Below are 21,184 nucleotides of genomic sequence, written 5' to 3'. Positions count from 1 at the left end.
CGCCGACCGGCTGTACGAGACCGCCGCCCGCTGGGACCTCCAGCTCGCCGCCGTCGAGGCCGTCCTCGCGGACCCGTCCACCACGGTGCGCCTGGTCGCCGAGCCCTCCCCGGCCGGGGCGGACGCGGTACGCACCGCGGCCCTCGGCCTCGCCCTGCGCGGGCTGCGCGCCGACCGCCTCGTCGCCAGCCGGGTGCTGCCCGAGGACGTCGAGGACAGCTGGCTGGCCGGGCCCGTCGCCCAGCAGCGCAAGACGCTCGCCGAATGGCGTGAGACGTACACCGTCGACGCCGTCGCCCACCTCGGACGGGACCCGCGCGGCACCGACGACCTGGGCGCGCTCGCCCTGCCGGGCGCCGGCCCGGCCCCGGCCGCCGTCGACTGGCCCGTCACCGGCGTCCCCCACTCCCGGCTCCGCTCGAGCGGGGGGACCCCCACCCGCGACGACGGCGTCCTGGTCTGGCACATCCCCCTGCCGGGGGCCCGGCGCGAGGAGCTGGACCTGATCCGGCGCGGCGACGAGATCGTCGTCACCGCCGGACCGTTCCGCCGCGTCGTCGCCCTCCCCTCCGCGCTGCGCCGCTGCACCGTGGACGGCGCGGCGCTGCGCGAGGGCGAGCTGCGCATCAGGTTCCGGCCCGATCCCGCGCTGTGGCCGCAGGACCGGTGAAGCCGCCACCCCCGTTCGGGTACCGTCGGAAGGGCCATCCGTAGTCAGGAGTCCCGTCATGAGCGAACAGCTCCCCCCGTCCGACGACGCCTGGGGCGAAGCCGTGAACGAGGCACGGGCCGCGGACGCAAGCCGGCCCGACGGCGACGCCCGGCCCGCCCCGGCGGCCGAGCCCCCCGCCGCCACCGACGACCGCACCACCGACGCCCGCACCACCGCCGGCCCGCCCGACGCCGACGCCTGGGCGACCGCCTGCGCCGAGGACCTGGAGGCCGAGAAGGCCCGCCGCCGCGCCCAGTACGGGCCGCCCGCCGGCTCGGCCGCGGAGGAGCTCAAGAAGCTGGTCGACGCCGTCGCCGACAAGCTGTCCGGTCTGCAGTCCCCGCTGCTCGGCGCGGTCGCCGGGCCCGCGGCGCAGCAGGTCGTGCGCCAGGTCGTCCAGCAGGCGAAGGCCGCCGTGGAACCCGTCATCGAGCGCAATCCGGACGTCTTCGACCACCTCGCCGCCGCGGGCAACGAACTCCTCGCCGCCTACCGCTCCGCGGTCCAGGACCAGGAGCGCCGCTGGACGGCCCGGGACACCGGCATCCGCGACACGGACCCCCGTGACCTCGGCGAAGGCCGCGACGGCGACGACGGAACCGGCCCCGGCGAGCGCATCGACCTGGACTGACACGGCGGCCGGCGGGAACCCTCCCGGACCGGCCGCCGCACCCTCCCTCACCCCGGCCGGAGCCCGCCCACCGTGCGGACGCCGCGTAACCGGGGGCATCGGCTCGGGTACCGTGGGCGGTAGCGGGGCTCGACCGAAACTGAGGGATTCATGGGACTCACCATCGGCGTCGACATCGGCGGCACGAAGATCGCGGCCGGCGTGGTCGACGAGGAAGGCAGCATCCTCTCGACCCACAAGGTGCCGACCCCGGGGACACCCGAGGGCATCGTGGACGCCATCGCCTCCGCGGTGGAGGGCGCGCGAGCCGGACACGACATCGTCGGCGTGGGGATCGGTGCGGCCGGTTACGTCAACCGCCAGCGTTCCGAGGTCTACTTCGCCCCCAACATCGACTGGCGCAACGAGCCGCTGAAGGCGAAGGTCGAGGCCCGCGTCGACCTCCCGGTCGTCGTGGAGAACGACGCCAACGCGGCGGCCTGGGGCGAGTACAAGTTCGGTGCCGGCAAGGGCCACCGCAACGTCATCTGCATCACCCTCGGCACCGGCCTCGGCGGCGGTGTGATCATCGGCAACAAGCTGCGCCGCGGCCACTTCGGCGTGGCCGCCGAGTTCGGCCACATCCGCATGGTGCCCGACGGCCTCCTGTGCGGCTGCGGCTCCCAGGGCTGCTGGGAGCAGTACGCCTCCGGCCGCGCCCTGGTCCGCTACGCCCGCCAGCGTGCCAACGCCACCCCGGAGAACGCGGAGACGCTGCTCTCGCTGGGCGACGGCACCCCCGACGGCATCGAGGGCAAGCACGTGTCCATGGCCGCGCGCCAGGGCGACCGGGTGGCCGTCGACTCCTACCGCGAGCTGGCCCGCTGGGTCGGCGCGGGCCTCGCCGACCTCGCCTCCCTCTTCGACCCGTCCGCGTTCATCGTCGGCGGCGGCCTCTCCGAGGAGGGCGAACTGGTCCTGGAGCCGATCCGCAAGTCCTACAAGCGCTGGCTGGTCGGGGGCAACTGGCGCCCCGTCGCCGACGTCCTCGGCGCCCGCCTCGGCAACAAGGCAGGCCTCGTCGGCGCGGCCGACCTGGCCCGGGAGCCCGACCCCATCATGTGACCGACCCTCACCAGCCCGGCAGCGCCCGCCCACCCCGACGAAGGGGACGGCGGGCGCAGCCGTTTCCGGCGCGCGCAGGCGTGACGGTGACCGGGTGGAACGAGGACCGCTGCTGACCTACTCGCGCGTTACGTTCCCCGGAGCCGGCCGCCGAGGGCCGGCCCAGCGAGAGGGAGCGCGATGTCCGAGCAGAACAGCGCCGCACCGGCCGGCCGCACCACCGTCGAGCCCTGGGTCGTCACCGACGACACCGGCGCCTTCCTCGACTTCGTCACCCGGGCGTTCGACGGGGAACAACTCGGCCGGGTGGAGACCGAGGACGGCTCGATCGGCCACGGCGAGGTACGCATCGGCGACACCGTCGTGTCCGCCTTCGACCGGCGCCCTGACTGGCCGGTGATGCCGAGCCTGCTCACCGTCTTCGTCCCCGACGCGGACCGCGCCTGCGCCCGGGCCGTCGAGGCCGGCGCCCGCGTCGTCACACCGGTGGCCGACGACGCCTTCGGGCAGCGCGGCGGGCGGGTGAAGGACCCGTTCGGCAACATCTGGTGGGTGACCTGCCACGTCGAGGACCTCAGCGAGGACGAGATGTGGCAGCGGCTGCAGCAGCCCGGGTACGCCGAGTCGATGCGGGTGGCCCAGGAGACCCTCGACGCAGAACTCGGCGGCCGGCACCGGGGCCGTGCCAGTGCGCCCGTCCGGCCGACGTCCGACTGAGGCGGTCCGACGGACCCGTACCGGCGCGCGGGTTCCTTCCGGGGCATGCCCGGCCTGTACGGCCCGCCGGGTCGTGCGGGGCGGCGTATGTTGACCGGCATGGCGACCACTGGGCTGCTGCCCGACTCCCGTACCGAGCCGGACGGTTCGGCCGTGATCCGGGTGCTGAGCTACAACATCCGTTCGATGCACGACGACACGGACGCCCTGGCCCGGGTGATCACCGCCTGCGCGCCGGACCTGGTCCTCGTGCAGGAGGCGCCGCGGTTCTTCCGCTGGCGCAAGAAGCTGGCGCGGCTCGCCTCCGGCTCGGGGCTGGTGATCCTCTCCGGGGGCGCCACGGCGGCCGGCCCCGCGCTGCTGTGTTCGCTGCGCGCGACCGTGGAGCGGACCGAGGACGTCCTGCTGCCGCTCCGCCCGGGACGACACCGGCGAGGGTTCGCCACCGCGGTCGTCCGGTTCGGCGGGGCCCGGCTCGGCGTGCTGAGCTGCCACCTGTCGCTGGACGGCGACGAGCGCCACGCCCAGGGCGGGATGCTCCTGGACCGGCTCGCCGGGATGGGCGTCGAGCACGCCGTCGCCGGGGGAGACGTCAACGAGCGGCCGGGCGGGCGGACCTTCCGGCGGCTGGCGGAGTCACTGACCGACTGCCGGGCCGCCGCGCCCTGGGGCGGTGAACACACCTGGATCCGCAACGAGCCGCACCGCCGCATCGACGCGGTCTTCGCGACCCGGGGCATCGAGGTCCTGGGCTGCGGGGTGCCGCTGGACCAACCGGGCGTCGACGCGGCGGACCTGAGGGCGGCCACCGACCACCTGCCCGTCCTGGCCGCCCTCAGGGTGCCGGCCGCGTAGGGTCTTTCGTCTGGATCAGGCCGGATCAGGCGCCGGGGCCCGCGAGCCCGGCCTGGTCCGGACGAGAGGCCCCAAGCGCCGGTCAGACCACCGCGCCGCGCCCCGGATCGTCGTCGTCCTCGTCGTCGGTGCGCATGCGCATGACGAGGGTGGCGCAGCCGCCCAGGAACCCGCCGATGCTGAGCGTGGTCAGCCACCAGGACATGTACCAGTCGAGCAGCACCGCCAGCAGGAGCAGCAGCGGGCCGCCGAGCACCCCGAGCCAGGCCAGCTTCGCCGCGGCGTCCGTCTCCGGCAGCGGCGGCGGCTCGGGCGGGACGAAGTGGCCCTCGTCGGTCTCGTCGAGGTCGTCGTCCGAGGGCTCGGCCACGCGGTAGTCGCGCGGGCCGACACCCGGCGCGAAGGACACCGAGCTGCCCAGCGGTCCGGCCGGCTCCTCGTCGGCCTTGGCCGGTGCGGGGGCCTGCGTCTGCACGCCCTCGTCACGGGAGTCGCCCGCGTCGTTGGTGCCGCTCTCCAGCAGCGCGAGGTCCTCCACCGACTTGAAGGGCTTGGCGCCGGGCGGGTCCGGCGGCTCGTCGCCGTACCCGGCGACGATCGCCTCCCACGCGGCGTCCTCGTCGAAGGGCACGCCCTTCTCCTCCGGCTCGCGGCCCTCCTGGCCCTCGCGGTCCTCGCGGCCCGAGTCGTGCTCAGCCACCTGCGGTCGTCCCTTCCTTGCCGGAACCGGCCTCCGTGACGGCGCCGGGTGCGAGCCGCCCGATGAACGCGGTGCTCTCGTCGAAGACGCGCTCCGCGTCGTAGTCCAACGTCGCCACGTGGTAGCTCTGTTCCAGCAGGACCTCCGTCACGTCGGTCGAGGAGACCCGGCCGAGGATCCGCGCCGAGTCAGCCGGGGGCACCACATGGTCCTGCGGGCTGCGCATCAGCAGCAGCGGCTGCGTGACCTGGGGCAGCTCACCGTCGAGCAGGCGCAGGAACGTCCGCAGGGAGTGCGCGGCATGCAGCGGCACCCGGTCGTAGCCCAGCTCCCTGACCTGCGGCTTGGCGATGTCGCTCGCGATGCCCTTCGTCGCGGGGACGAGATGCCGGAGCACCGGCAGGGCGTGCGCGGCCACGCCGTGCACCCGGTTCGCCGGATTGACGACCAGGACGCCGCTCACCGCGTCCCCGTGCCGTGCGGCCAGCCGCAGGGCCAGCGCGCCGCCCATGGACAGCCCCGCCACGAAGACCCGCGCGGAGCGCTCCCGCAGCAGCCGCAGCTCGCGGTCCACCTCCGCGTACCAGTCCTGCCAGCCGGTGACCCGCAGGTCCTCCCAGCGCGTGCCGTGGCCCGGCAGCAGCGGCAGCGAGACGGTCAGTCCGCGTCCGGCGAGATGCTCCGCCCAGGGGCGCAGCGACTGCGGCGAACCGGTGAACCCGTGGCACAGCAGAACAGCGGTCTCGCCGCCCTCGTGGCGGAACGGCTCGGCTCCGGTCAGGAGCGGCACCTTCGGCCTCCTGTTCGTGAGAGGGACGGGCACACGTGCGGTACAGCGCCGATCAAAGGGGCCGGCACGCCGGGGCAGGAGACCGCACGGCGTGCAGGACCTTCACCGTACGCGACCGCACTGACACCGACCAGGGCCGTCGGGCCCATTGGCGGCACGCCGGGATAAGGTCTGTGCCACACACACGGGAGGCACGCGGTTGTTGTACGGCACCATGAAGGTCACCATCGGGGGGCCGCTGAAGCTCGCCTTCAGGCCCTGGGTGGAGGGCCTGGAGAACGTACCCGCCGAGGGTCCCGCGATCCTGGCCAGCAACCACCTGTCCTTCTCCGACTCCTTCTTCCTGCCGGCCGTCCTGGACCGCAAGGTCACCTTCATCGCCAAGGCCGAGTACTTCACCACGCCGGGTGTGAAGGGCCGTCTCACCGCGGCCTTCTTCAAAGGAGTCGGCCAGCTCCCCGTCGACCGGTCCGGCACGCGGGGCGCCGGGGAGGCCGCGATCAAGAGCGGCATAGAGGTCCTCGAACGCGGTGAGCTGTTCGGCATCTACCCCGAGGGCACCCGCTCGCCCGACGGCCGCCTCTACCGCGGCAAGCCGGGCGGCCTCGCGCGCGTGGCGCTGGCCACCGGCGCGCCCGTGCTGCCGGTCGCCATGATCGACACGGAGAAGATCCAGCCGCCCGGCAAGGTGATGCCGAAGCTCATGCGGCCGGGCATCCGCATCGGGCGCCCGCTGGACTTCCGCCGCTACCAGGGCATGGAACACGACCGGTTCGTGCTCCGGGCGGTGACCGACGAGGTCATGTACGAAATCATGAAGCTGTCCGGCCAGGAGTACGTCGACATGTACGCCACCGCCATGAAGCGGCAGCTCGCGGAGGCGGCCAAGGCCGACAAGGAGGCCGAGAAGGCCGCCAGGGCGGCACTGGCCCGCGCGGAGAAGGAGCAGGCGGCCAAGCTGCGCGCCGCGATGGAGCAGCCCGGACCGGACCGGACCGGGCCGGAGCGCTCCGGCGGGGACCGCACCGAGTAGGCGGGCCGGCCGGCGGGGCGCGGGCCGGAAGTGGGGGGACGGGGACGATGCCGGGGCGCGAGAAGGTCATGAGGATGTCGGTCGAGCAGCCGCTGTGGCGCGCGCTCGCCGGCTACCGGGTGCTCACCATGGTCTACGCGGTGGGACTCTTCACCACCGCCTACGAGGAGTTCACCCGCCCCTGGCTGGCCGTCGGCTACTTCGCGGTGCTGGCCGGCTGGACCCTCGCCACGCTGCCCAAGGTCGCGAACGAGGCGGCCTGCACCAAGCGCTTCCTCACCGCCGACCTCACCATCGCCCTCACCGGCATCCTGCTCACCCCGCTCGCCGACACGCCGGAGCGCGTCCACGCGGGCGGCCCCACCCTGCCGTCGATATGGACCGCCGGGGCCGTGCTCGCGTTCGCCATCAAGGGCGGCTGGCGCTGGGCGGCCGGCGCCTCCGTCCTCGTCGCCGTCGCCAACCTGGTCGAGCGGGGCACCCCGGCCCGCGACACCGTGCACAACGTGATCCTCGTCAGCATCGCCTCCATCGCCATCGGCTACGTCGTCGAGGTCGCCCGCGCCTCCGAGCGCACCCTGGCCCGCGCCCTGGAGATCGAGGCCGCGACGCGGGAACGGGAGCGTCTCGCGCGGGACATCCACGACAGCGTGCTCCAGGTGCTGGCGATGGTGCAGCGGCGCGGCGCCGTCATCGGCGGCGAGGCGGCCGAACTGGGCCGGATGGCCGGGGAACAGGAGGTGGCCCTGCGCACCCTGGTCTCCGGCGGACTGCTGCCGACCGCCCGCGCGCCCCGGGAGACCGCCCCGGGCCCCGCCACGGCCGGGGAGGACGACGACGACGCGCCGGTCGACCTGCGGGCGCTGCTCGCCCCGTTCGCCGGCGCCCGGACCGCCCTCGCCGAACCGGGGGCCCCGGTCCTGCTCGCGCCCGCCGCCGCCCGCGAGCTGGCCGCGGCCGTCGGAGCCGCCCTGGACAACGTCCGCCGGCACGCCGGGGAGGAGGCACGCGCGTGGATCCTCGTCGAGGACGAGCCCGACGAGGTGATCGTCTCCGTCCGCGACGACGGCCCCGGCATCCCCGAGGGCCGGCTCGCGGAGGCCGAGGGCGAGGGCCGGCTCGGCGTGGCCCTGTCGATCCGGGGACGGCTGCGCGACCTCGGCGGCCGGGCGGACCTGATCTCCGTCCCCGGGCAGGGCACGGAGGTGGAGCTGCGGCTCCCGAGGACCGCCGGGGACGGCGGCACCCGCGCGGGCGGCCGGAAGGACGGCGGCCCCGGACACGACAGCGGGCTCTCGGACGGCCGGGAGCCCGGCACCGGCACGGACGACCCCAGGGGGAAGGCGGACCAGCGATGACGGACACGGCGGAGCGGCGGCAGGACGGCGAGGAGCGGGCACCGGTCAGGGTGATGGTGGTCGACGACCACCCCATGTGGCGCGACGCCGTCGCCCGCGACCTGTCGGAGTCCGGTTTCGAGGTGGTCGCGACGGCCGGCGACGGCGAGCAGGCGGTGCGCCGCGCCAAGGCCACCGCCCCCGACGTGCTGGTCCTCGACCTGAACCTGCCCGGCAAGCCCGGCGTGCAGGTCTGCAAGGAGGTCGTCGCCGCCCACCCCGCCCTGCGCGTGCTGGTGCTGTCGGCGAGCGGTGAACACGCCGACGTGCTGGAGGCGGTGAAGTCGGGCGCGACCGGCTACCTGCTGAAGTCGGCGTCCACGCAGGAACTGCAGGAGGCGGTGCGCCGGACCGCCGCCGGCGACCCGGTGTTCACCCCCGGGCTGGCCGGACTGGTCCTCGGCGAGTACCGCCGCCTCGCCTCCGAACCGGCGCCCGCCCCCGACGACGGCGCGTCGAAGGCGCCCCGGCTGACCGAGCGGGAGACGGAGGTCCTGCGGCTGGTCGCCAAGGGGCTGAGCTACAAGCAGATCGCCGAACGCCTCGTCATCTCCCACCGCACGGTGCAGAACCACGTGCAGAACACCCTCGGCAAGCTGCAGCTGCACAACCGCGTCGAACTCGTCCGCTACGCCATAGAGCGCGGACTCGACGACGCCTAGGTGTGCTGTCCCGGCACGTTGGTGACACGCGGGCCGGCCCCCGCGCGCGGGGCCGGGGCCCGTCCTCGGGTCCGCGGCCGGCCGGCCCGCCCGCCGGGGCCGTCCGGCTCACGCGTGTGCCGCCCTGCGGCCCGTATATTCGCCGCGACGGCAGCCGCCGGCACCGGCACGACCCCGGAGGGAACGCGTGGAGATCCTGGCATTCGGTGTGCAGGCCGACGAGAGTCCCCTGATCGAGCGGGCCTTCCAGGGCCACCACGCGGTGCGCGGGCTCGGCGTCTTCCTCGACGAGGACACCGCCCCCATCGCGTCCGGCCACGAGGTGATCTCCACCAGCGTCAACTGCGACCTCGGCGCGGGCGTCCTGGAGCAGCTCGCCGCGGGCGGCACCCGGATGGTCGCCCAGCGGTCCACCGGCTTCAACAACATCGACCTCCAGGTGGCCGGACGCCTCGGCCTCACCGTCGCCCGCGTCTCGTCCTACTCGCCGTACTCGGTCGCCGAGTTCGCCTGGACCCTCGCCATGGCGGTCAACCGCCGGATCGTCCGCGCCTCCACCCGCACCCGCGACTTCGACTTCCGTCTCGACGGGCTGATGGGCCGTGACCTGCACGGCCGCACCGCGGGCATCCTCGGCACCGGCAAGATCGGCGAGGCGTTCGCCCGCATCGCGCACGGCTTCGGCATGCGGCTGCTCGGCTGGGACGTCACCGAGAACCCCGCCTGCCGGGAACTCGGCCTGACCTACGTCCTCAAGGAGCGCCTGCTCGCCGAGTCCGACCTGGTCACCCTGCACGTCCCGCTGCTGCCCGCCACCCAGCACCTCATCGACGCCGCCGCGCTGAAGGCGATGAAGGACGACGCCATCCTGGTCAACTCCAGCCGGGGCGGCCTGATCGACACCGCCGCCCTGGTCGGCGAGCTGCGCGCGGGCCGCTTCACCGGCGTCGGCCTCGACGTCTACGAGGCGGAGGCGGGCCTGTTCTTCCTCGACAAGTCCCTGGAGGCCGTCGAGGACGACACCCTGGCCCGCCTCGTCACCTTCCCCAACGTGCTGGTCACGTCCCACCAGGCGTACTACACCGAGGACGCCGTCGGCCAGATCATCGCGACCACGGTGGACAACGTCCTCGACTACACGGCCGGCCGCCGCTCGGAGAACGTGCTGGTGCCGCGCAGCTGAGCCATCAGCTCCCCGACCACCGCCGCGCCGTTCAGTGTCAGCACCGACTCCGGATGGAACTGCACCCCGGCGAACGCGCCGCCCGGCGCGCCGCCGGGCCCGCGCAGCGCGTGCACCTCGCCGTCGGCCGCGCGGCTCACCTCGATGCCGTGCGCGGCCAGCTCCGCCGCCGTCCCGTCGTCGCAGCGCGCCACGAAGCTGTTGTAGAAGCCGACCGTCTCCGGCCGCCCGAAGAAGTCGATCTCCGTCTGCGCGCCCTGGTACGGCACCTCCTTGCGGACGATGTCCAGCCCCAGTTCGGCGGCGATCAGCTCGTGCCCCAGGCACACCCCGAGGACCCCGTGCCGGTGCCTGCCGAGTGCCTCGGCGGTCAGGGAGCGCAGGAAGCGCATCTTCGGGTCGGTCGCGTCGGACGGGTCACCGGGGCCGGGCCCCAGCACCAGCGGGCCCTCGTGCGCCAGCGCCGCCTCCCGCAGCCCGGGCTCGTCGAAGCGCCGCACGGCCACCTCCAGGCCGCCCGAGCGCAGCACGTGCGCCAGCATCGCGGTGAACGTGTCCTCGCCGTCCACCACCAGCGCGTGGCCCGTGGGCGGGCCCGACGGCTCCTGCATGCGCAGCCAGAACGGCGCGAGCGAGGCACGCCGTCCGTCCAGGGCGGCCCGCACCCGGGGGTCGTCGGACAGCCGGGGCAGGGCCCGCTCGGCGCGGGGCCGCCCCGGACGCACCCCCAGCGCGGCCAGCACCCCGGCCGCCTTCGCGTGCGTCTCCGCCACCTCGCCCGCCGGGTCGGAGCCGCGCACCAGCGTGGCCCCCACCGGGACGCGGAGGTGTCCGGCCGCGTCGATGTCGGCGGTGCGGATGAGGATCGGCGAGTCCAGGGTCTGCGCGCCGCCCGCGTCCCGGCCGATCAGCGCGAGCGCGCCCGCGTAGTAGCCGCGTCCGCCCGCCTCGTGCCGTTGGATCACCCGGCAGGCGTTCTGCACCGGCGAGCCGGTCACGGTCGCCGCGAACATCGTCTCCCGCAGCACGTCCCGCACGTCCAGCGAGGACCGGCCGCGCAGCTCGTACTCGGTGTGCGCGAGGTGCGCCATCTCCTTCAGCCGGGGGCCGACGACCACGCCGCCCCGGTCGCCGACGGTGCACATCATCTTCAGTTCCTCGTCGACGACCATGGACAGTTCCTCGGTCTCCTTGCCGTCGGCGAGGAAGTCCAGCAGCCGGTCCGCGGTGGGGCCGTCGGCCGGGTAGCGGTAGGTGCCGCTGATCGGGTTCATCACCACCGTCCCGCCGGACGCCCGCACATGCACCTCCGGGCTCGCCCCGACCAGCGTCCGCCCGCCCGTCTCCCACCCCCGCCCTTCCGGGGAAGGCCCTTCGGGCCCCTCCTGTCCGGTGTGCACCACGAACGTCCAGTACGCGCCCCGCTCGCCCCGGAGCAGCCGCCGGAACAGGGCGAGGGCGTCGGCCCGCCCGAAGCCGGGGATGTGGCCCGTGTAGGTCCGCCGGACGACGAAGTTGGCGCCCTCGCCGCGCCCGATCTCCTCCCGGAGCACCCGCCCGACGATCCGGGCGTACTCCTCGTCGTCCACGTCGAAGCCGCCGTCCGTCACCCGCACGTCGTGCGCGGGGAGCAGGGCGAGGGCGTCCGCCAGCGGGATCTCGTGACGTTCCTCGGGGGTCAGCACCAGCAGCGGGGTGCCGTCGTCCCGCACGTCGAAGCCGCGCTCGCGGATCTGCCGGAACGGCACGAGCGCCAGGCCCTCGTCGGGCAGCTCGGCCAGGCGCTCGCGGGCGGTGACGGGGCCGAGCAGCAGCTCGACCACGTCGTGGTCGCGGCCCGGGGTGCGGCGGCGCAGCAGGGCGAACGGGCGGGGGTCGGCAAGGAGGTCGGCGAACAGGTCGGTCGGTTTCATCGGTCCTGGTCCCTCGGTGACGGAGGGCGGGCCGGACGACGCCTGGAAACGCCGAAGGCCGCCCTCGGGCGGCCTTCGCGGAGTCTGTGCGTACGCGCAGTCAGTGGGCCGCCGGGGGAGCGGTCCACCACCAGGTGAGGTGCGAGTGCGCGAACATGTCGTGCACCCTAGCGCATGCCCACGGAGTGTACGGGGCGTCTCACTTGCTGGGCATGGCCCGGAGCGGGCGGCTTCACCCCGTAATGTTGAGGCGTGACCGTGAACGCTGATTCCCGAAGTGTCGCCGCTCAGGCGACTTGGCGAGACCTGCCCGCGGCGCAGCAGCCCGAGTACCCGGATGCCCAGGCTCTGCGCGATGTGATCGCCGAGCTCGAAACGTATCCGCCGCTGGTGTTCGCCGGCGAGTGCGACCAGCTGCGTGCCCGGATGGCCGCCGTCGCGCGTGGAGAGGCGTTCCTGCTCCAGGGCGGCGACTGCGCCGAGTCCTTCGACGCGGTGTCCGCCGAGCACATCCGGGCCAAGCTGAAGACCCTGCTCCAGATGGGTGCCGTCCTCACCTACGCGGCCTCCGTGCCCGTGGTGAAGGTCGGCCGCATCGCCGGCCAGTACTCCAAGCCGCGCTCCAAGCCGACCGAGACCCGCGACGGCGTGACCCTGCCCACCTACCGGGGCGACTCCGTCAACGGCTTCGACTTCACCGAGGAGGCCCGCGTCCCGGACCCCCAGCGCCTGAAGCGGATGTACCACGCCTCCGCCTCGACGCTGAACCTGGTGCGCGCCTTCACCACCGGCGGCTACGCCGACCTGCGGCAGGTGCACGCCTGGAACCAGGACTTCGTGAAGTCCTCCCCGTCCGGCCAGCGCTACGAGCAGCTGGCCCGGGAGATCGACCAGGCGCTGAACTTCATGCAGGCCTGCGGCGCCGAGCCGGAGGAGTTCAAGACGGTCGAGTTCTTCTCCTCGCACGAGGCGCTGCTGCTCGACTACGAGTCGGCGCTCACCCGCGTCGACTCGCGCACCGGCCACCTGTACGACGTCTCCGCCCACATGGTGTGGGTCGGTGAGCGGACCCGGCAGCTGGACCACGCGCACATCGAGTTCGCCTCGAAGATCCGCAACCCGATCGGCATCAAGCTGGGCCCGACCACCACGGCGGAGGAGGCGCTCCAGTACATCGAGCGCCTCGACCCCGAGCGGGAGCCCGGCCGGCTGACCTTCATCGTCCGGATGGGCGCCGACAAGATCCGGGACCGGCTTCCCGAGCTGGTCGAGAAGGTCACGGCGTCCGGTGCCACCGTCGCCTGGGTGACCGACCCGATGCACGGCAACACCTTCGAGGCGGCCTCCGGTCACAAGACCCGCCGGTTCGACGACGTGCTCGACGAGGTCAAGGGCTTCTTCGAGGTCCACAAGGCGCTCGGCACCCACCCGGGCGGCATCCACGTGGAGCTCACCGGCGACGACGTCACCGAGTGCGTGGGCGGCGGCGACGAGATCTTCGTCGACGACCTCCACCAGCGCTACGAGACGGCCTGCGACCCCCGGCTGAACCGCAGCCAGTCGCTGGACCTGGCGTTCCTCGTCGCCGAGATGTACCGCGACCAGTAGCGGCCGCGCCCGGACGGTGACCGGCCGTGCCGCGGCGGTGACCACGCGAAGGGGGTGGGGCCCGGATCACACCGATCCGGGTCCCACCCCCCTTTCGTACCGTCCCGCCCCGTGAGTAAGGTTAGGTTTGCCTCACCGACCCGGTCGGGGACGGCATGACCCAGCGCCACCCCGCGGGAGGTGAATCCGCGTGTTCGTCTGCAGTTGCTTCGGCGTCACCGAGGAACAGGTGAGGAGCCACGCGGAAGCGGGCGCCTGCACCCCCCGGCAGATCGCCTCCGCCTGCAAGGCGGGCACCGACTGCGGTGGCTGCGTACGACGCATCCAGGCGCTGCTGGGCCGGGGTTCCTGCCCCCGCCGGCAGCTCGCCGACCAGGGCCGCCCGCCCCTCACGGCCGACCTCCCGGAAGCCGCCTGATCCGAACGAGAGGCCCCTAGCCCGGTCCGGGCCGGATCGGCGCGCGCCTCACTTCATGCTGCCCGGCAGTGAGGAGTCCGGCTGGGACTGCTCGATCACCGTGGACAGGTACAGCGCCTCGCCCAGCTTGTCGATGAGCTCCAGCTGCGTGTCCAGGTAGTCGATGTGCTGCTCCTCGTCGGCGAGGATCGCCTCGAAGATGTTGGCGGACGTGATGTCGTTCTTGCTCCGCATCACCTCCACGCCCCGGCGCAGCCGGTCGATGGCCTCGACCTCGATCTCCCGGTCCGCCTGGAACATCTCGGTGACCGTCTGCCCGACCCGGACGTGGAACAGCCGCTGGTAGTTGGGCAGCCCGTCGAGCAGCAGGATGCGGTCGGTCAGGACCTCCGCGTGGCGCATCTCGTCGAAGGACTCGGCGCGCGTGTACTCGGCGAGCTTCGTCCACCCCTTGTGGTCCTGCAGCTTCGAGTGCAGGAAGTACTGGTTGATCGCGGTCAGCTCGGCGGTCAGCTGCTCGTTGAGGAATTCGATGACCTCGGGGTCGCCCTGCATGGCGTGGGTTCCTTCCGCGCGGGGACAGGCAGATTGCGCGCATGATTGCACCGGCACGGGAAGATCGTCCAGTAAGCCCGCACTTAGTAAGTAAAGCCATGCTTAGTATTGTTTGGGCTGATTGTCCGTTCTTGCGTGGCCCGGGTCGGGCGCATCGCCCCCCGTCTGTCAGGATGGACGCATGGGTCAGCCGGAACGGGAACCGAGGGAGCGCACAGCACACGCGGCGGAACGGCTCGACCTCCCTCCCGGACAGCGCCTGCAGCGCGGCTGGCCGGTCACCCACTACGGGCCCGTCCCCAAGTTCCGGCCCGAACGCTGGGAATTCCGGGTGTTCGGCGCGACCGCCGACGGCGCCAAGCACTGCTGGAACCACGACGAGTTCACGGCCCTGCCGTACACCACCGTCGTCGCCGACCTGCACTGCGTCACCAAGTTCAGCATGATCGGTGCCGAGTGGGGCGGCGTCCCCGCCCGGACCGTCCTGGACCTCGCCCCGCCCGCCCCCGACGTCACCCATGTGATGGTGTGGGCCGAGTACGGATACAGCTCCAACCTGCGGCTCGCCGACTTCGGCTCCGAGCGGAGCCTGTTCGCCACCCACAAGGGCGGCGAACTGCTGACCGCCGAACACGGCTTCCCGCTGCGGCTGATCGTCCCCCACCTCTACGCCTGGAAGGGTCCGAAGTGGGTCCGCGGCGTCGAGTACATGACCGCCGACCGGCGCGGCTTCTGGGAGGAACGCGGCTACCACAACCTCGGCGACCCCTGGAAGGAGCAGCGCTACTCCTACCAGGAGGAACCGGGGGACGGCCCCGACCTCTGACGCCCGCCGGACGGACGCGTCAGGAGTCCCGCAGCTTCTTCAGCCGCTCCACGTCCGCCGCGTGCCCCTCCTTGCCGCCGGGCGTCTCGATGACCAGCGGCACCCCGTCGGTCGCCGGGTGGGTCATCAGCGCACGGAACGGGTCCTCACCGATGTGCCCGGCGCCGATGTTCGCGTGCCGGTCCTTGTGCGCGCCGACCACGTCCATCGAGTCGTTGGCGTGGATCAGCTTCAGCCGGCCCGGGCCGACCGTGTCCACCAGCAGGTCCAGCGTCCGGTGCATGCCGTCCGGGCCGGTCAGGTCGTGCCCGGCCGCGAACACGTGGCAGGTGTCCAGGCACACGCCCAGCCTCGGGTGGGCGTCGAGTGCCTCGAAGTACGGCCCGAAGTCCCAGGTCCGGGAGCACAGCGAGGCCCCCTGGCCCGCCGTCGACTCCAGCAGCAGGAACGGGTCGTCGTCGTGGGTGAGCTCGTCGAGCAGCGGCAGCAGGCGCTCCCGCACCTGCCGCAGCGCCACCGGCCGCTCCCGCCCGCCGGTCGCGCTGCCCGTGTGCACGACCACACCGAGCGCCCCGATCTCCCTGCCGCGCCGCAGCGAGTGGCGCAGGGACTCCACGGACCGCTCCACGGTCGCCTCGGTGTGCGAACCGAAGTTGATCAGGTACGGGGCGTGCACGTACGCCGGCAGCGACTCCGCCGCGCAGGCCGCACGGAACGCCTCGTCCTGCGCCGGACTGCCGACGGGAGTGGCCCAGCCGCGCGGGTTGGCGACGAACACCTGAAGGGCCTCCGCGCCCAGGTCCCGGGCGTAGGAGACACCGACGGAGTGCAGGCCGCCCGCCACGGGCACATGGCTGCCGATCGGATTGCGGACACGGCCGGACGGGTGATTCTTCACGCGTCCAGGGTGTCATGACCCAGCGGCCCGCCCGCCGCGAGGTCCCGGGCGGCGTCAGCGGATGCGGATGGTGATGGTCGAACCCCGCGGCGCCGTCTCGCCGCCCTCCACCGACTGGCCCTTCACCGTGTCGCCGAACAGGCCGAGCAGCCCCCGGTCCTCCTTGACGTCGAACCCGGCGCCCGTCAGCTTCTGCTTGGCCTCGTCGACGCTGTCGCCGACGACATCGGGGACCTCCACCATCTCCGGGCCCTTGGACAGCGTCAGCGTCACCGTGTCGCCCTCGGCGACCTCGCGTCCCGCGGCCGGGGACTGCCGGGCGACCTCGCCCGCGTCGTGCTCCGAGTGGACCCGCTCGGGTGCCACCTCGACCACGAGCCCGGCCTCCTCCAGCTCCGCGCGCGCGTCGTCCAGCTCGTCACCGGTCACGTCCGGCAGGTCGACCGGCCGGCCCTTGCTCACCGTGAGCGCGACCGCCGAGCCCGCCCGGACCTTGGTGCCCTTGACCGGCTTCGTCGCGATCACCGAGCCGCGCGGCACGTCCTCGCTGAACTCCCGGGTCACCATGCCCGGCTCCAGCCCGTCGTCCTTCAACAGCGACCGCGCCTCGTCCAGCCGGTACCCGTCGATGTCCGGCACCCGCACCGTCTGCGGGCCCTTGGACAGCACCAGCGACACCGAGTCGTTGCCCCGGATGCGGGCGCCCGTCCTCGGGTCCGTGCTGATCACGGTGCCCCGCTCCACGGTGTCGCTGAACTCCTCCTCCACCTGCCCGACCCCGAGCCCGGCGTCCTTCAGCCGGTCCCGGGCCTGCTGCTCCGTCTTGCCCAGCAGCGGCGGCACCTTGGTGAACTGGCCGGAGTTGATGTACCAGACGCCGGTGCCGACGCCCAGCACCAGCAGGACGGCGACCACGATCGCCATCGGGCCGGCCCGCAGCACCGGACGGCGCCCGGGCGGGGGAGGCGGCGGCGCCTGGAGCCGGCTGGTGCGGTGCACCGACCCCGCCCCGCCGCCGGAGTCCGGCCCGTCGGCGCCGTCCTCGTCGTCCCCGTCGACCGGCAGCGGGCGCGGGATGGTCAGCGCGCGCGGGATGACGCTCGTCCGGTCGTCGGCGTTGTCGTGCTCCTCGGACAGGGCCTGCGGCGGCACCGCGTCCAGCTGCGCCTCCGTGAGCCCGGCGCGCGCCTCACGGGCCCGCGCGAGCAGCGCCACCGCGTCGTGCGGCCGGATCTCCGGGGTGCGGGCGGTCGCGGTGGCGACCAGCTCGTCCAGCTCGTAGGCCATGCCGGGCACCGTCGCCGACGGCGGCGGCACGTCCTCGTGCAGATGCTTGTAGAGGATCGTCGCGGGGGAGTCGCCGTCGTGCGGTTTCTCGCCGGTCAGCATCTCGTAGAGCAGGATCCCGCAGGCGTAGACGTCGACGCGCGGATCGGCGGTGCCGTGCTCGATCTGCTCCGGCGCCAGGTAGGACACCGTGCCCAGCACCGTGCCGGTGGTGTTGGTGACCGTGTCGACCGCCCGGACCAGCCCGAAGTCGGCGACCTTGACCCGGCCGTCGTCCCCGATCAGCACGTTCTCCGGCTTCATGTCCCGGTGCACGAACCCGGCCCGGTGCGCGGCCCCCAGCGCGGCCAGCACCGGCTCCAGGATGTCCAGCGCGGCCCGCGGCTGGAGCGCCCCGCGCTCGCGCAGCACGTCCCGCAGGGTGCAGCCGGCGATGTACTCCATGGCCAGGTAGACGTACGCCCCGTCGGTGCCCTGGTCGAAGACCTGCACCACGTTCGGGTGGGCCAGCCGGGCGACCGACTTCGCCTCGCGGATGAACCGCTCGACGAAGGACGCGTCGGCGGCCAGCGCCGGGTGCATCACCTTGAGCGCGAGGACGCGGTCCAGCCGGGTGTCCACGGCCCGGTAGACCGTGGCCATACCGCCGACCGCGATCCGCGCCTCGACGCGATACCGGCCGTCGAGCACCTGCCCGACCAGAGGGTCCTGAAGGGTCGTGTCCACGCAGGTGAGTCTACGAGCCGCCGCCCACAGCCCCGCCCGGTTCGCCCCCGATCGGGGCGGGACTGCAGCCGACCTGTGACGCAACGCACGAGAGGCCGCGCGCCGGCCGGTGCGCGGGCCGTGCCGGCACCCGGCGCGGGACGGGCGGTCAGAACGCGGGCCGCTCCGGGTCCAGCGCCGCCCTGCCCTCCGCCGGGGACGACGCCTGCGCGAAGTGCCGCCGCGGGATCCGCCCCGCCAGCCGGGCCAGCCGCCCCGCGTCCACCGCGTACCGCATCGCGGCGGCCATCCGCACCGGCTCCTGCGCCCGGGTCACCGCCGAGGCCAGCATCACCCCCGCGCACCCCAGCTCCATGGCCAGGGCCGCGTCGGAGGCCGTGCCCGCGCCCGCGTCCAGGATCACCGGCACGCCCGCCCGCTCCACGATCAGCTCGAAGTTGTGCGGGTTGCGGATGCCGAGCCCGGACCCGATCGGCGACCCGAGCGGCATGACCGCCGCACAGCCGACGTCCTCCAGCTTCCGCGCCAGCACCGGGTCGTCGTTCGTGTACGGCAGCACCGTGAACCCGTCGTCGACCAGGGTCTCCGCCGCGTCCAGCAGCTCGACCGGGTCCGGGAGCAGGGTGCGCTCGTCGGCGATGACCTCCAGCTTCACCAGGTCGGTGCCGAGCGCCTCCCGGGCCAGACGCGCGGTCAGCACGGCCTCCCCGGCGGTGAAGCAGCCCGCCGTGTTCGGCAGCACCCGGATGCCCAGCCGCTGCAGCACCGACAGCACCGACCCGTGCACCGACGGGTCCACCCGGCGCATCGCCACGGTCGTCAGCTCGGTGCCGGACGCCACCAGCGCCCGCTCCAGCACCTCCAGGCTGGGCGCCCCACCGGTCCCCATGATCAGGCGGGACGTGAACGCCGTTTCGCCGAGGACGAGCGGATCGTCGGCCATGCTCAGCCTCCCTGCACGGCGGTGAGGACCTCGACCCGGTCGCCCTCCGCGAGCGGGGTGGAGGGCCACTGCGCCCGCGGGACGACGGTCTCGTTGACGGCGGCGGCCACCCCGGCGGGGGCCGCCGTGAGCGAGCGCACGACGTGGTCGAGGACCGTGCCGGGATCCACCGCGAGCGGATCGCCGTTGACCGAGATGGTGACCGGGTGGTTCATGCGGACTGCTCCAGGAGTGCGCCGGCGGTGAACCGCCGGGGGGTGAAGGGACGGGCTTCCTCGGGGAGTTCACCGGTGGTCAGCGCGTGCGCGAGGACGTCGCCGGTGACCGGCGTGAGCAGCACACCGTTGCGGTGGTGCCCGGTGGCCAGCAGCAGTCCGGCCAGGCCGGTCGGGCCGAGGAGCGGCGCGTTGTCGGGGGAGCCGGGGCGCAGCCCGGCCCGCGTCTCGGTGAGCGGCAGCTCGGTGATCCCGGGGACCAGCTCGTGCGCGTCGCGCAGCAGCTCGTACACCCCGCCGGCGGTGACCGTGGTGTCCCAGCCCATCTCCTCGCTGGTCGCCCCGATCACCAGCTCGCCGCTCTCCCGCGGCACCAGGTACACGTGGCTGCCGCGCACCACCGCGCGCACCGTCCGGTTCAGGAACGGCGCGCGGTTCCCGGGCACGGTCAGCCGCAGCACCTGCCCCTTCACCGGCCGCACCGGCGGCAGCACGTCCTCGGGCACGCCCGCGAGCCGCCCGCTGAGGCTGCCCGCCGCCAGGACCACCTGCCCGGCGGCCAGCTCCGTGCCGTCCGCGGTGACCACGCCCGTCGCGCGGTCCCGCACCACGGTCAGCCGGTCCGCCCACGCGCGGTGCAGCACCACCCCGGACCGCTCGCACGCGGTCACCAGGGCCGCCGCCAGCTGCCGCGGGTCGATCGCGTGGTCGCCGTCCACCCGCAGCCCGCCGCGCACGCCCGGCGCGAGCAACGGCTCCAGCCGACGGCACTCCCGCCCGGTCAGCCACTGCGATTCCAGCCCCGACCGCTCGTGCAGGGCGTGCAGTTCCCGCAGGTGCGCGCGGTCGTCGGCGTCCAGGGCGACCGCGAGGGTGCCGCACCGGCGATGGCCGAGGTCCCGGCCGGTCAGTTCGGTCAGCTCGGCCGCGAAGTCGGGGTAGCGGCGGGCCGAGGCGAGGTTCAGCCCGAGCAGCGTCTGCTCGCCGTGGTGGAGTTCGGTGACGGCGGCGAGCATGCCGGCGGCCACCTGGGCCGCGCCGCCGCCGGGTTCGGGGTCCACCACGGTCGTGGCGAGACCGCGCTGCGCGGCCCGCCAGGCCGTGACCAGTCCGATGATCCCGCCCCCGACGACGACTACGTCCGAGGTCGGTGGGGTGCCCGAGGTGTGTGTGGGCGACATGGGCGTCCAGCCCCTCCCTTCGCCGGCATGACCCGGATCAGGTGCGTACGGTCGGAGGCCGCCAGCCTCCCTCTCAGCCCGGTGCGTCCGGACTCCCGCGAGTGCTTACGCCGGTCACCCTAGTCCCCGGGCCACCGCGCTTGTAGGGGGCCCGGTCCGCGCCGCCCGCCACGAGCGGGCCCGGGCTGTGCGGCGGCTCACGGCGCGACGGGACTGACCGACACCTTTCGGGGTGCCTATGGTGATCAGGTGAGCGAGCAGACGCGGGAACCGGGACCGTCCGACACGCGCCGGGTGGTGGTCGCGGGCGCCGGCATGGCGGGGGTGCAGACCGCGGTCGCCCTCCGGGAGCAGGGTTTCACCGGCACGGTCACCCTGATCGGCGCCGAACCCCACCAGCCGTACGACCGGCCGCCGTTGTCCAAGGCGGTGCTGCTCGGCAAGGCCGAGGACTCCGCGTTCGACGTCGACTTCGAGGACCTCGGCATCGAACTGCGGCTGGGCTGCGAGGTCCTCGGCCTGCGCCCCGCCGACCGGGTGCTCGACACGGAGGCCGGACCCGTCCCGTACGACGTCCTGGTCGTCGCGACCGGCGCCGAACCGGTCCGGCTGCCCGGCACCGAGGGCGTGCCCGGCGTCCATCTGCTGCGCACCCTGGACGACGCCGCCCGGCTCCGGCCCCTGCTGGCCCGCCGGCACGACGTCGTGGTCGTCGGCGCGGGCTGGATCGGCGCCGAGTTCGCCACCGCGGCCCGCGGGGCCGGCTGCGCCGTCACCGTTGTCGAGGCCGCCGCCCGGCCGCTCGCCCAGGCCCTGCCCGCCGAGGTGAC

At 73.9% G+C, this 21,184-nt stretch carries 21 protein-coding genes, 1 pseudogene and 1 riboswitch; of the genes and pseudogenes, 13 read left to right on the top strand and 9 right to left on the bottom strand.

Annotated elements, in window-relative coordinates; translation table 11 throughout:
- From G3I53_RS20195 to G3I53_RS20175, 5 genes and pseudogenes are all read left to right on the top strand, one after another.
- Positions 1-670 (top strand): annotated as a pseudogene (locus G3I53_RS20195) (ArsA family ATPase); the annotation flags it as partial.
- Between the two features lie 58 nt (positions 671-728).
- On the top strand, positions 729-1,343 hold the full coding sequence (locus tag G3I53_RS20190; RefSeq protein ID WP_164438623.1) for a DUF5304 domain-containing protein: 615 nt from the start codon (positions 729-731) through the stop codon (positions 1,341-1,343).
- 150 nt (positions 1,344-1,493) lie between these two features.
- On the top strand, positions 1,494-2,447 hold the full coding sequence (locus G3I53_RS20185) for an ROK family glucokinase (protein ID WP_164335171.1): 954 nt from the start codon (positions 1,494-1,496) through the stop codon (positions 2,445-2,447).
- A 180-nt stretch (positions 2,448-2,627) separates the two neighbouring features.
- Positions 2,628-3,164, top strand: a complete 537-nt coding sequence (locus G3I53_RS20180) for a VOC family protein (RefSeq protein ID WP_164335173.1) — start codon at positions 2,628-2,630, stop codon at positions 3,162-3,164.
- 99 nt (positions 3,165-3,263) lie between these two features.
- Positions 3,264-4,019, top strand: a complete 756-nt coding sequence (locus G3I53_RS20175) for an endonuclease/exonuclease/phosphatase family protein (protein WP_164335175.1) — start codon at positions 3,264-3,266, stop codon at positions 4,017-4,019.
- An 82-nt stretch (positions 4,020-4,101) separates the two neighbouring features.
- Here the strand turns inward: G3I53_RS20175 and G3I53_RS20170 are convergent, their stop codons facing one another.
- Together G3I53_RS20170 and G3I53_RS20165 are read right to left on the bottom strand one after the other, a co-directional pair.
- A complete protein-coding gene (locus tag G3I53_RS20170; protein WP_164335177.1) occupies positions 4,102-4,719 on the bottom strand; it encodes a hypothetical protein in 618 nt (205 codons plus the stop codon).
- On the bottom strand, positions 4,712-5,509 hold the full coding sequence (locus G3I53_RS20165) for an alpha/beta fold hydrolase (RefSeq protein ID WP_164335178.1): 798 nt from the start codon (positions 5,507-5,509) through the stop codon (positions 4,712-4,714). Before G3I53_RS20165 ends, G3I53_RS20170 begins: the two co-directional genes overlap by 8 nt.
- 214 nt (positions 5,510-5,723) lie before the next feature.
- Between G3I53_RS20165 and G3I53_RS20160 the strand changes: the two genes are divergently transcribed.
- The 4 genes from G3I53_RS20160 to G3I53_RS20145 all read left to right on the top strand — a co-directional run bounded on the left by G3I53_RS20160 (position 5,724) and on the right by G3I53_RS20145 (position 9,784).
- Positions 5,724-6,542 (top strand): lysophospholipid acyltransferase family protein, encoded by an 819-nt coding sequence (locus G3I53_RS20160; protein WP_164335180.1) that lies wholly within the window; start codon positions 5,724-5,726, stop codon positions 6,540-6,542.
- A 47-nt stretch (positions 6,543-6,589) separates the two neighbouring features.
- Positions 6,590-7,900: a DUF5931 domain-containing protein gene (locus G3I53_RS20155; protein ID WP_164438622.1), complete on the top strand. Its 1,311-nt coding sequence runs from the start codon at positions 6,590-6,592 to the stop codon at positions 7,898-7,900.
- A complete protein-coding gene (locus G3I53_RS20150; RefSeq protein WP_164335909.1) occupies positions 7,897-8,601 on the top strand; it encodes a response regulator transcription factor in 705 nt (234 codons plus the stop codon). Before G3I53_RS20155 ends, G3I53_RS20150 begins: the two co-directional genes overlap by 4 nt.
- A gap of 187 nt (positions 8,602-8,788) precedes the next feature.
- Positions 8,789-9,784 carry a 2-hydroxyacid dehydrogenase gene (locus G3I53_RS20145; protein WP_164332880.1) on the top strand — a complete coding sequence of 332 codons (996 nt, stop codon included), beginning with the start codon at positions 8,789-8,791 and terminating at the stop codon, positions 9,782-9,784.
- On the opposite strand, the gene G3I53_RS20140 is transcribed toward G3I53_RS20145, so the two are convergent.
- Positions 9,736-11,697, bottom strand: a complete 1,962-nt coding sequence (locus tag G3I53_RS20140; protein WP_164438621.1) for a chorismate-binding protein — start codon at positions 11,695-11,697, stop codon at positions 9,736-9,738. The genes G3I53_RS20145 and G3I53_RS20140 overlap by 49 nt on opposite strands.
- Positions 11,698-11,949: 252 nt before the next feature.
- On the opposite strand from G3I53_RS20140, the gene G3I53_RS20135 reads away from it, so the two are divergent.
- Both G3I53_RS20135 and G3I53_RS20130 read left to right on the top strand, forming a co-directional pair.
- Positions 11,950-13,305, top strand: a complete 1,356-nt coding sequence (locus tag G3I53_RS20135; protein WP_164333663.1) for a 3-deoxy-7-phosphoheptulonate synthase class II — start codon at positions 11,950-11,952, stop codon at positions 13,303-13,305.
- 190 nt (positions 13,306-13,495) lie between these two features.
- A complete protein-coding gene (locus tag G3I53_RS20130) occupies positions 13,496-13,723 on the top strand; it encodes a (2Fe-2S)-binding protein (RefSeq protein ID WP_164333662.1) in 228 nt (75 codons plus the stop codon).
- Between the two features lie 48 nt (positions 13,724-13,771).
- On the opposite strand, the gene bfr is transcribed toward G3I53_RS20130, so the two are convergent.
- Positions 13,772-14,278 carry a bacterioferritin gene (bfr, locus tag G3I53_RS20125; protein ID WP_164333661.1) on the bottom strand — a complete coding sequence of 169 codons (507 nt, stop codon included), beginning with the start codon at positions 14,276-14,278 and terminating at the stop codon, positions 13,772-13,774.
- 181 nt (positions 14,279-14,459) lie between these two features.
- Between bfr and G3I53_RS20120 the strand changes: the two genes are divergently transcribed.
- A complete protein-coding gene (locus tag G3I53_RS20120) occupies positions 14,460-15,104 on the top strand; it encodes a sulfite oxidase-like oxidoreductase (RefSeq protein WP_164333660.1) in 645 nt (214 codons plus the stop codon).
- A 19-nt stretch (positions 15,105-15,123) separates the two neighbouring features.
- Here the strand turns inward: G3I53_RS20120 and G3I53_RS20115 are convergent, their stop codons facing one another.
- The 5 genes from G3I53_RS20115 to thiO all read right to left on the bottom strand — a co-directional run bounded on the left by G3I53_RS20115 (position 15,124) and on the right by thiO (position 20,354).
- Positions 15,124-16,002 carry a deoxyribonuclease IV gene (locus tag G3I53_RS20115; protein WP_164333659.1) on the bottom strand — a complete coding sequence of 293 codons (879 nt, stop codon included), beginning with the start codon at positions 16,000-16,002 and terminating at the stop codon, positions 15,124-15,126.
- Between the two features lie 54 nt (positions 16,003-16,056).
- Positions 16,057-18,015: a Stk1 family PASTA domain-containing Ser/Thr kinase gene (gene pknB, locus G3I53_RS20110; RefSeq protein ID WP_164438620.1), complete on the bottom strand. Its 1,959-nt coding sequence runs from the start codon at positions 18,013-18,015 to the stop codon at positions 16,057-16,059.
- Between the two features lie 148 nt (positions 18,016-18,163).
- The gene (locus G3I53_RS20105; protein WP_164438619.1) at positions 18,164-18,958 is read right to left on the bottom strand and encodes a thiazole synthase; all 795 of its coding nucleotides are present in this window, start codon (positions 18,956-18,958) and stop codon (positions 18,164-18,166) included.
- Positions 18,959-18,960: 2 nt separating this feature from the next.
- On the bottom strand, positions 18,961-19,173 hold the full coding sequence (gene thiS / locus G3I53_RS20100; RefSeq protein ID WP_164338752.1) for a sulfur carrier protein ThiS: 213 nt from the start codon (positions 19,171-19,173) through the stop codon (positions 18,961-18,963).
- Positions 19,170-20,354 carry a glycine oxidase ThiO gene (gene thiO, locus G3I53_RS20095; RefSeq protein WP_164438618.1) on the bottom strand — a complete coding sequence of 395 codons (1,185 nt, stop codon included), beginning with the start codon at positions 20,352-20,354 and terminating at the stop codon, positions 19,170-19,172. The genes thiS and thiO overlap by 4 nt, the downstream gene beginning before the upstream one ends.
- A riboswitch (TPP riboswitch) is annotated at positions 20,352-20,463 on the bottom strand. (Overlaps the previous gene by 3 nt.)
- A 140-nt stretch (positions 20,464-20,603) precedes the next feature.
- On the opposite strand from thiO, the gene G3I53_RS20090 reads away from it, so the two are divergent.
- Positions 20,604-21,184, top strand: a 581-nt coding sequence (locus G3I53_RS20090) for an FAD-dependent oxidoreductase (protein ID WP_164438617.1), incomplete at its 3' end; no start/stop codon positions are given.

It is taken from the genome of Streptomyces sp. SID14436, from assembly GCF_010548465.1.
Taxonomy (GTDB): Bacteria; Actinomycetota; Actinomycetes; order Streptomycetales; family Streptomycetaceae; genus Streptomyces.
This window is presented reverse-complemented; position numbering and strand designations above follow the sequence as displayed.